This is a genomic window from Argonema antarcticum A004/B2, from assembly GCF_023333585.1.
In the GTDB taxonomy this organism is placed as follows: domain Bacteria; phylum Cyanobacteriota; class Cyanobacteriia; order Cyanobacteriales; family Aerosakkonemataceae; genus Argonema; species Argonema antarcticum.
Genome location: NZ_JAIQZN010000159.1, coordinates 1 through 10,156, shown reverse-complemented (window position 1 = coordinate 10,156; position 10,156 = coordinate 1). Strand labels below are relative to the sequence as shown.

General features: G+C 48.7%; 6 protein-coding genes. 2 read left to right on the top strand and 4 right to left on the bottom strand.

All coding sequences use genetic code 11. From position 1 onward, the window contains the following. Positions 1-256 precede the first annotated feature (256 nt). Positions 257-4,360 (top strand): DNA-directed RNA polymerase subunit beta', encoded by a 4,104-nt coding sequence (locus tag LAY57_RS33770; RefSeq protein ID WP_249071568.1) that lies wholly within the window; start codon positions 257-259, stop codon positions 4,358-4,360. A gap of 109 nt (positions 4,361-4,469) precedes the next feature. Here the strand turns inward: LAY57_RS33770 and LAY57_RS33765 are convergent, their stop codons facing one another. Next, complete coding sequence (locus LAY57_RS33765) at positions 4,470-5,666, bottom strand: HhoA/HhoB/HtrA family serine endopeptidase (RefSeq protein WP_420839192.1); 1,197 nt, start codon at positions 5,664-5,666, stop codon at positions 4,470-4,472. 459 nt (positions 5,667-6,125) lie between these two features. Between LAY57_RS33765 and LAY57_RS33760 the strand changes: the two genes are divergently transcribed. Then, positions 6,126-6,515 (top strand): metal-sensing transcriptional repressor, encoded by a 390-nt coding sequence (locus tag LAY57_RS33760; RefSeq protein WP_249071566.1) that lies wholly within the window; start codon positions 6,126-6,128, stop codon positions 6,513-6,515. 62 nt (positions 6,516-6,577) lie between these two features. On the opposite strand, the gene LAY57_RS33755 is transcribed toward LAY57_RS33760, so the two are convergent. From LAY57_RS33755 to LAY57_RS33745, 3 genes are all read right to left on the bottom strand, one after another. Then, positions 6,578-8,446, bottom strand: a complete 1,869-nt coding sequence (locus tag LAY57_RS33755) for a ShlB/FhaC/HecB family hemolysin secretion/activation protein (protein ID WP_249071565.1) — start codon at positions 8,444-8,446, stop codon at positions 6,578-6,580. A gap of 188 nt (positions 8,447-8,634) precedes the next feature. Further along, positions 8,635-9,207 carry a hypothetical protein gene (locus tag LAY57_RS33750; protein ID WP_249071564.1) on the bottom strand — a complete coding sequence of 191 codons (573 nt, stop codon included), beginning with the start codon at positions 9,205-9,207 and terminating at the stop codon, positions 8,635-8,637. Between the two features lie 154 nt (positions 9,208-9,361). Further along, positions 9,362-9,988 (bottom strand): response regulator, encoded by a 627-nt coding sequence (locus LAY57_RS33745; protein ID WP_249071569.1) that lies wholly within the window; start codon positions 9,986-9,988, stop codon positions 9,362-9,364. Positions 9,989-10,156: the final 168 nt, after the last annotated feature.

The following is a 10,156-nucleotide window of genomic DNA, read 5'->3' as shown; positions in this document are numbered from 1 at the left end:
GGGGAGAGGGGGAGAGGGGGAGAGAGATAATTCTTACTCAGCACTCAGCACTAAAGCCGAAGCACTCAGCACTAAAGCCGAAGCACTAAAGCCGAAGCACTCCTCACTCAGCACTCAGCACTAAAGCCGAAGCACTAAAGCCGAAGCACTCCTAACTCAGCACTCAGCACTAAAGCCGAAGCACTAAAGCCGAAGCACTAAAGCCGAAGCACAGCATCCGAAAGACTAAAATCCAAAATCTAAAATCTAAAATCCAATGACAGAAAAGTTAGTATTTCGCAATCGCATCGTAGACAAAGCCCAGCTGAAGAGACTCATGGAATGGTCCTTCACCCATCTGGGCACAGCACGCACCGCCCAGATGGCAGACAAACTGAAGGAACTCGGTTTTCGCTACGCCACCAGGGCCGGAATCTCCATCTCAGTAGACGACCTGCAAGTGCCCGCCAGCAAAGTCCGGCTGCTGGAAGAAGCAGAAGAAGAGATTCGCCTGACAGAACAGCGCTATACACGGGGAGAGATTACCGAAGTTGAACGATTTCAAAAAGTAATCGACACCTGGAACAGCACCAGCGAATTGCTGAAAGAAGAATGCGTCCGCAACTTCAAGAAAAATAATCCCCTCAACTCCGTCTACATGATGGCCTTCTCTGGCGCGCGGGGGAATATCTCCCAAGTTCGGCAATTGGTGGGGATGCGGGGTTTGATGGCAGATCCGCAAGGAGAAATCATCGACTTGCCCATCAAAACCAACTTTCGGGAAGGCTTGACAGTAACTGAATATATTATTTCGTCTTATGGAGCTCGCAAAGGGTTGGTGGATACCGCCCTGAGAACAGCAGATTCGGGATATCTGACCAGACGCCTAGTGGATGTTTCTCAGGATGTGATTATCCGCGAATTCGATTGTGGGACAACGCGGGGAGTCTCAATGCGGAGTATGACAGATGGCGATCGCATCCTCATCCCCCTCAAAGACCGCCTCATGGGTCGAGTCCTAGCCCAAGATGTCATCCATCCCGCCACCAAGATCGTGATGGCCACCCGCAACCAACCTATAGACACAGAACTGGTGGAGAGAATTGCCATCGCCAAAGTAGAAGAAGTCATATTGCGATCGCCACTCACCTGCGAAGCCGCCCGCAGCGTCTGCCAGCACTGCTATGGTTGGAGTCTCGCCCACGCCTCAATGGTAGACCTGGGCGAAGCAGTCGGCATCATCGCCGCCCAATCGATCGGCGAACCCGGCACCCAGCTCACCATGAGAACCTTTCACACCGGCGGCGTCTTCACCGGCGAAATGGCACGCCAAGTCCGCGCCACCGCAGCCGGAGTAGTCCACTACGCCAATGGATTGCGAACCAGACCATTTCGCACTCGTCATGGCGAAGAAGCCCAAGTGGCAGAAACCAACGGCGACCTATCCATAGTTCCCGAAGACAGCAAGCAGAAGGCAAAGAACGCCCTCTTCACCATCCCCATCATCCAAGGCTCCATCATCCTAGTCCCCGATCGTACAAGAGTCCTCTCCAACCAAATCCTCGCCGAAATCCCCATCACCGGTCGCAATGTCCGCCGCGCCACAGAAAAAGCCGTCAAAGATGTCGCCTCCGACCTAGCCGGAGAAGTGAAATTTGCTGACTTGTTGCCAGAAGAAAAGACCGATCGCCAAGGCAACACCACCCGCATCGCCGGACGCGGTGGACTCGTCTGGATCTTGAGCGGCGAAGTCTACAACCTGCCCCCAGGCGCGGAGCCAACCGTGAAAAATGGCGACAAAGTGCATCCTGCCAGCGTCTTGGCAGAAACCAAACTGATCACAGAACACGGAGGATCTGTGCGTCTCCCCCAAGAAGGCAAAGGTTCTTCTGGAGGAAGAGAAATTGAAATCATCACCGCCTCCGTGTTGCTAGATACAGCCAGAGTTCGGGCAGAAAGCTACCAAGGTCGGGATCACTACTTGATCGAAACAGTCAACGGAGAAGTCTTTTCCCTCAAAGCCACACCGGGAACCAAAGTTCAAAACAACCAAGTAGTTGCCGAACTGATCGACGATCGCTATCGCACCCAAACCGGCGGCATCATCAAATATGCCGGAGTTGACGTCGCCAAACGCGGCAAAGCCAAACAAGGCTACGAAGTCATCAAAGGCGGCACACTCCTGTGGATACCGGAAGAAACTCACGAAGTCAACAAAGACATCTCCCTGCTTTTGGTCGAGGACGGTCAATTTGTCGAAGCCGGAACCGAAGTCGTCAAAGACATCTTCTGCACCGTTAGCGGCGTCATCGAAGTCGTCCAGAAAAACGACATCCTGCGGGAAATAGCCATCAAACCAGGCGACCTCCATATAGTGGAAGACCCCACAGAAGTTATGGCCCAAAGCGCTGCTCTAGTCAACGCCGGACAAGAAGTGATGCCGGGACTGACCGCCAGCGAACTTTGTTACGCCGAATACATCGAAACCCCAGAAGGTCCAGCCCTCCTCCTGCGACCAGTCGTAGAATACCCCATCCCCGATCAACCCTCCGTACCCACCCAAAAAGGCAGCAGCGAAGCCAATTTCTCCGACACCGCAACCCAGCTAGAACTGCGCGCCGTCCAGCGCCTGCCATACAAAGACGGAGAACGAGTCAAATCGGTCGAAGGCTTAGAACTGCTGCGAACTCAGCTAGTCCTGGAAATTGGCAAAGACGCACCCCAACTAGCTGCCGATATCGAGTTGGTATCGGATGAGGTAGATTCGGAAATATGGCGTCTACAACTCGTCATCCTAGAATCCTTAGTCATTCGTCGCGACATCGCCGCAGATGCCACCCAGGGCAGCACTCATACCCGACTGCTCGTCCGCGACGGTGAAAACATCCCCCCTGGTGCAGTAGTTGCTCGAACTGAAATCCAATGCAAAGAAGCCGGAGAAGTGCGAGGCATCCGCGAAGGTGCTGAAGCTATCCGCCGCATATTGGTAGTGCGCGATGCAGATACTCTAGCAGTCAGCACCCACGGTCGCCAGCCTACTGTTTCCCTGGGAGATTTGCTAGTGGCGGGAGCTATTATCTGTCAAGGGACGGATGCCAAATCAACTCCCGATCTATCCAGTATTCGCACCCAAGAGTCCGGGCAAGTAATAGAAATCAAGGAGGATGAGCTTATATTGCGAATTGCTCGTCCCTACCGTGTATCCAACGGCGCAGTCCTCCATATCGACGATGGGGATTTGGTACAGCGGGGCGATAACCTGGTGCTGCTTGTGTTTGAACGCACGAAAACGGGCGATATTATTCAAGGTCTGCCCCGCATCGAAGAACTCCTGGAAGCTCGCAAACCAAAAGAAGCCTGCATCTTAGCCCGTCGTCCCAGCACCATCCAAATGGCCTACGGCGATGACGACCCCGACGAAATAAAAGCGATCGAAGAAGACGGTACGATCGCAGAATACCCCCTCGGTCCCGGTCAAAACCTAATTGTCTCGGACGGTCAAGAGGTGAAGGTGGGAGAACCTCTGACGGATGGCCCCTCCAATCCTCACGAAATCTTGGAAATCTTCTTCGATTTCAACCGAGAAAGAATGGGAATTTACGAGGCGGCTTTGACGAGTCTGCGGGCTACTCAAACTTTCCTTGTCAATGAGGTTCAATCTGTCTACCAGTCTCAAGGAATTGATATCTCTGACAAACATATTGAAGTCATCGTTCGTCAGATGACTTCTAAAGTACGCATAGACGATGGCGGTGACACAACCATGCTTCCAGGTGAGTTGGTGGAACTTCGTCAAGTTGAGCAAGTTAATGAGGCCATGTCTATTACTGGTGGAGCTCCTGCGGAATATACGCCCGTTCTACTGGGAATCACAAAGGCATCTCTCAATACAGATAGCTTCATCTCTGCCGCCAGTTTCCAAGAAACTACGCGGGTGCTAACTGAGGCGGCTATAGAAGGTAAATCCGACTGGTTGCGCGGCTTGAAAGAAAATGTCATCATCGGTCGCTTGATTCCAGCAGGAACTGGTTTCAACGCCTATGAGGAGGCTAATTCTCAAGACATAGATTTGGCTTACGAAACCGCAGTTTTAGATGACGAGCCCGGAGAGGTGGTTCTGGATGACCGAACCGCCCGCGCATACCGAGTGGAATCAGGGTTGGACAGTATCTGGCGAGAGTCGGATCTGGGCTCTAAAGAGCTTACTTCTGCTGGAGATGGCGTGGCTGATGGATATGGGTCGCGCTCTAGCTCTAACAATTCAGGCGGTTACAACAATCGCGCCAATTCCAATTTTCCTTCTTCTATCCTCGAAGATGATGAACTGATTGATGATGAATTGATCGACGACGAAGACGACGAAGACGACGATATGGAGTAAGTCAGGAATTTTAGATTCTAGGATTTTGGGAATTTCAGATTTTAGATTTAAAACAAATCTAAAATCTAAAATCTAAAATCTGAAATTTTAAATCTAAAATCTAAAATTCTTACATCTCTCCTGTCTTCACCTGAATCTGCTTAATTTCACCCCCGCGCCACACAGCCAAAGTTAATACTTTGCCTACACGAGAAGATTCAACAATATTTTGCAAAGCTGTAGCGCTAGTAATCGGAGTGTTGTCGATTTCAACGACGGTATCTCCTTTCTTAAGACCTGAAGCAGCAGCAGGAGAATTAGGCAAAACTTTTACGATCAATACTCCTTGAATTTCTGGAACTGTAATCATAGAATTGGGGTCTTTGTTATTCTCCTTAGCTAATTCTGGGGTTAAAGTAAGCATTTGAATCCCCAGATAAGGATGAGCAATATGAACACCGCGTGCTAAAGCTAGAGCAATATCCTTCGCTTTGTCGATCGGAATAGCAAAGCCAATACCCATCGCATCAGCACGAATGGCCGTGTTAATGCCAATCACTTCGCCGTCTTCGTTTAAAAGCGGCCCACCAGAATTACCGGGATTGATGGCTGCATCAGTTTGAATGAAGTCCAGTCGCTTATCTGGAATGCCGACTTCTGTAGAAGAACGATGCAGCGTGCTGACGATGCCAAGGGTAACGGTGTTGTCGAGTCCCAAGGGGTTGCCAACTGCGATCGCCCAATCTCCCACTTGTACCTGGGTTGAATCTCCCAGGGTTACTACTGGTAAATCTGAAGAAGTATCAATTTTTACTACAGCCAAATCTGTTATTTCATCAGCGCCCCGTACTTGCCCTTGAAATGTACGTCCATCTTTTAATGTCACGGTGACTTTATCAGCTTGGTCAACAACATGAGCGTTGGTGAGAATAATTCCACTTTTATCGATGATAAAGCCCGAACCTTGACCGCGCAATAACTCTTGCTGCGGGCCACGCTGCATATAATCGTCTCCAAAAAAACGCCGGAAAAATGGATCGTCAAAAAACGGATCGATGCGTCGGGTCACTGTGCGTTCTATATCAATTCTGACCACCGCTGCGCCAACTCGATTCACTGCTGCTGTCACAAAACTGGTGCTGTGCCTTGTGTTTGTAACTTGTGCCACATCGCTCTGCTGCGGTAGCGTTGGGGTACTCGTGTTGCGGGGGCTTGCTTGAGAAGGCGACACTCCTACTATGCCCAAGATCAGAACCGCCCCCAGGAGGCTGGCAAGTCCATAACGACAAATTTGACCCACGAGGAGATAAAATTTCTCAATTCGCATAGCTTGATTTTTAGGCTCCGATGTGCTAGATAAATTTTTGGTGTTTGTGGCGATCGTTATTTCTAAAACTATAGCGCGTCGCGTTTCATCCTCGGTCTTCAAGCCGGGATGAAACGCAGTGGCAGCGGTCTAGAAGCACGGCTTTAGCTTACTTCGTAAAATTCTTTGAGAATCCCTGTGCATTTATGCCAAGAAGTACGTCAATTTTACAGTTCAGATGCGATCTGGGGCACAAATCGGGTGTGGTCAAAACCCGTTGGTGATGTAGGGGACAAGGAGGACAAGGAAGACAAGGAGGACAAGGCCCAGAAGAAAAGCTTTTCGTTTCAACCAACTACTTATGACCACACCCGAACAAATCTGGGTCTTACCCAGATCCCTGCTGGAAATTGGGCAGTAAACAATATCTTCTACTTTGTAGGTTAGGATCTTAAGTACGACTGTTCTATGGCTTCCTGAATGATTGGATCTAAAGACGAAATTTTATTTACATCTGACAAAAATGAACATTCTGGCGATCGCGATGACCACCATAAGCACGTGGATCTCTCTCACGAGAAAGGCAGTCGCCATCCGCACGTTCACTCTGAAGAATCCCTGCGTCGGATTGTCAACCGTCTATCTCGGATAGAAGGTCATATCCGGGGCATTAAGTCAATGGTACAGGAGAGTCGTGCCTGTCCCGATGTACTGGTACAGATTGCCGCAGTTCGGGGTGCGTTGGATCGAGTGGCGAGAATGATTTTAGACGAACATTTAACTGAATGTATCGCTCGTGCTGCCAAAGAAGGCAATATCGAAGTGGAAATTGAAGAGTTAAAGGCCGCTTTGGATCGATTTTTGCCTTAGTTATTTAGTTACTGGAGTTTAGACTAACCACGCCTTAACCCCCCTGGCGGTTGCTATAGCTACTATGGTTGATAAATAACACGGAAGTAAAAACCCCTGTCTTGGGCGTTGTCGCCTTTATCGCTTATCCCAATTAGCGGAACAGTGTAGTCAATTCGTAAATTCAAACCGGGAACTGGTTGCCACAATAACCCCATACCTGCGCCTGCTAAAAATCTTTGACCTGTGATTATGTTCGGATTATCCGGATGATTCCAGACTGTTCCCACATCAATAAATGGTGCTAGTTGAAAAACTGGCAAACCCTCTTTATCCCGCTCTAAGGTAAAACGATCTTCTACAGAGAATCGGAAGCCATTATCACCTGCACGAATATTTTGTCGATAACCTCGCAATGATTGACCGCCGCCGATCGCAAATTGTTGGGAGGAGAGTAAGCTATTCGGTGTCAGTTGCACATCTCCCTGTATAATGAGCAAATTATTTTTACTGATGCGTTGAACGCGCTGCACTTGACCGAGCCAACTGAAGAAACGCCCGTCTGGAACTGGTTCGGGATTGATAGTAGCGTCAAGTAAGCCGGTGCCGAGACTAAATTGCGATCGCAATGCAGTCGCGCCCTGAATATCCCGAAGAATATATTCCTGCTGAAAGTTAATTACGCTAGTACGGCTTCTACCTTCTTCATCTGGCCCCTGACCAAAAGGTGTTGGCTCACCTCCAACAAATGTCTGACCTTCCCGACGGCTAAAGCCAACCGAAAGGGCAAATTCTTGGCGAGGCGATCGAATCAGCGGTTGTCGAAAACTCACTTCATAAAGACTGGATTCACCCCGAATATCGAACCTACTGAAAGGTGGTTGAGTAATTTCGTAGAAATTCGGTGCAGCCCTCAGTTGCAGAGTGCCGTCCGTGGCATTGACCGGAATGCTATAAGTTAAATCAAAAGCATTAGAACCTCCCGTCGTCGAACGATAATAAGAGGCAGCAACTTCATCCCCAAAGCCAGTAATATTGCGATAGCGTAGATTAAAACCCAATCGTTCCGAACCCACGCTGGGTGCAGAGTAATTGTCAATACTAAAGTTACTGTCAAAAGGGTCAGCCTCAGTAACGCGAACGACAAGAATACTCTTACCCAACTCGCTTCCAGCTCGCAAACTGGCTTCCACATTTTCCAATAGAGGATTAAGGCGCAGCAGCCTGAGTCGATCTTCTAGCTGATTGGTATTTAGGGGCGTACTCACTCCCAGTCGCACCCGACTGCGGACATAAGACGGTTTTAGATGTCGCGTACCTTCGATCTGAATCCGTTCTAGGCTACCTTCAACGACCCGAATTTGCACAACGCCATCAGTAATAGTTTGATCTGCCAAAACGGCTCTTGATGTAATGTAGCCGCGATCGATATAAAGCTTAGTGATGGCATCAGCAAGATTCCTCAGTTCTGACAAGGTAACATCCCGTCCCTCAAAAGGCTTGGTGATGGTGGTAATCTCATCTGGACTTAAGACGGTGCTGCCGATGACCTCGATTTTCCGAATCGGAAACCTGACTGGGAGAGCATCTGGTGACGTTTGTGGCGTTGGGGTCTGCAAAATGGGACGCTGTTCTTCTGGGGTGGTAGGTAGGGGCGTTGGTGCTGGTTGCAAAAAGCGATCGATATTCGGATTCGGTTGCGGATTGGGCGGTGGTGCAGGAAAATTCGGCGGTAGTACCGGAGAATTCTGCGCCAATTCGTCCACTACGCGGTAAGGCAACTGGGCCTCTGCTGCGGCTTCGGTAGCTGCTAGCGAAATAACCCCACTCGCCGCTTTACTGGGAGATAAGATACAAAAGACAGCACCGAAAATGGAAAATCCCGACCAAACTGCTAGCCATAAACAGCGGTGAATTAATTGCTTATCTCTGGAAGGTCGTTGCTTTCGCATTGGTTTAGTTGGTGGGCGCAAACAATTTTAAATTTAGTCGTTTGAGGCGAGTTTTGTAGCGCTCCCGCGCTTACCAGCGAAAGTTATAAACCCGCTTTTACCAGATCGTTTTTATTGATAATTATCTAGTTAATATTGGCGGACTTTTTTTAATTTGAACTTAGCAAGTTAATATTAAAAACTGGTCTTTACTCTAGACCAAACGGTACTTTATCTGATTGTTCTAGCACAAGCACTGGGATCGGCTTGGCCTTTTTATCCCATTTCATATACACAATGCGCTCTTCAACGGTCGGTTGCCAAACGTCGTCTTTATCGCAAGGACTCAAAAAGGTTTCAATGCAGTCAATAATTTGATTAATTGTCATGTAAGTGAATTGAGTCGGTAATTTCATTAAACGGATTTGAATGCGAAACAGGACAATATTTTGAGAATTAGGAAATTCACCGATATGATACTCTACATCAAATATTAGATCGACTGGCAACTTGCAAGTGTTACCAGTTTCTAAATTGTGATAACGGACTGCTGTGGAGATATTTTCTTTGACTTTGACTTTAATTTGCTCGACGATCGCAAAATGAAATACTTCCTCGCACATCCGCAGCCGGAGATAGTCTAAGATGATTTCTCGCGAGTACATCAGATTTTGATTACTCTCCTCTTGGTCTGGCAGTTCATTCGCAGGCATCTGTTTGTAGGCAATCCGATCTGCTTTATCTCCAGAGGCTTCGAGGCGTTGCGGCTTTTGGGGGTTCATTGTTCGGTTAGGAGCGTGGATCTGTTTCGACTATACTCTGTCTGCGACAAGATGAGCTTAACGCGATCGCCTTTTTTAATCATCAGTCATTGAGTCCTTAGTCTTTAAACAATCAAGCTTGCTTGCAAAAAACTAATGACTAATGACTATTTAGTCAAACCAGTCCCGATCGCAGAGCCACCACAGCTGCCTGCACTCGGTCATCAACCGATAATTTATTCATAATCCCCCGGACGTGAGTTTTGATAGTGTTGGGACTGAGGTACAGCGAAGAAGCAATCTGCGGATTGCTATAACCCTCTACCATCAATTTCAACACCTCCAACTCTCGTTGGGAAAGATTCGCCACATTACCTGTCGGGGTAGGAGGTTTGAGATGGTCGATCACTTTACGAGCAATCTGAGGATCGAGATAAGTGGCCCCAACAGTTGCAGCCGCGATCGCAGCCAGCAAGCTAGAGACACTCGCACCCTTAATGCAGTAAGCATCCGCACCGCTAGAAAGAGCCGCAATAATTTCCGTTTCCGTCGTGTGGGAAGTCAGCATCACCACTCGGACATCGGGAAGTTCCGCCTTAATTCGCTGCGTAGCCGCAATTCCATCCAATCGCGGTAAACCAATATCCATCACCACCAGATCCGGCTTAAGTTTTAAAGCCGCCTCCACACCGAGATAACCATCTTCAGCTTGTCCCACAATATCGATCTGCGGATGAGCGGCTAACGACTGCTCCAACCCCAGTTGCATCATAGGGTCATCCTCCACAATCAAAATCCTCACGGGGGGAGAATTGGGAGGCAAATTTAAGGGGGATAGTGTTTCGGAAGACATAAGCGCGATCGCAGTATAGTACTGTCAAAATTCTGGATGTCAAATCCGTTCGATTTTTGCTAACATTCATTAACAAAAACTTCCTGTTTCATCTGGGACTGTCGGCAGCACCCCATC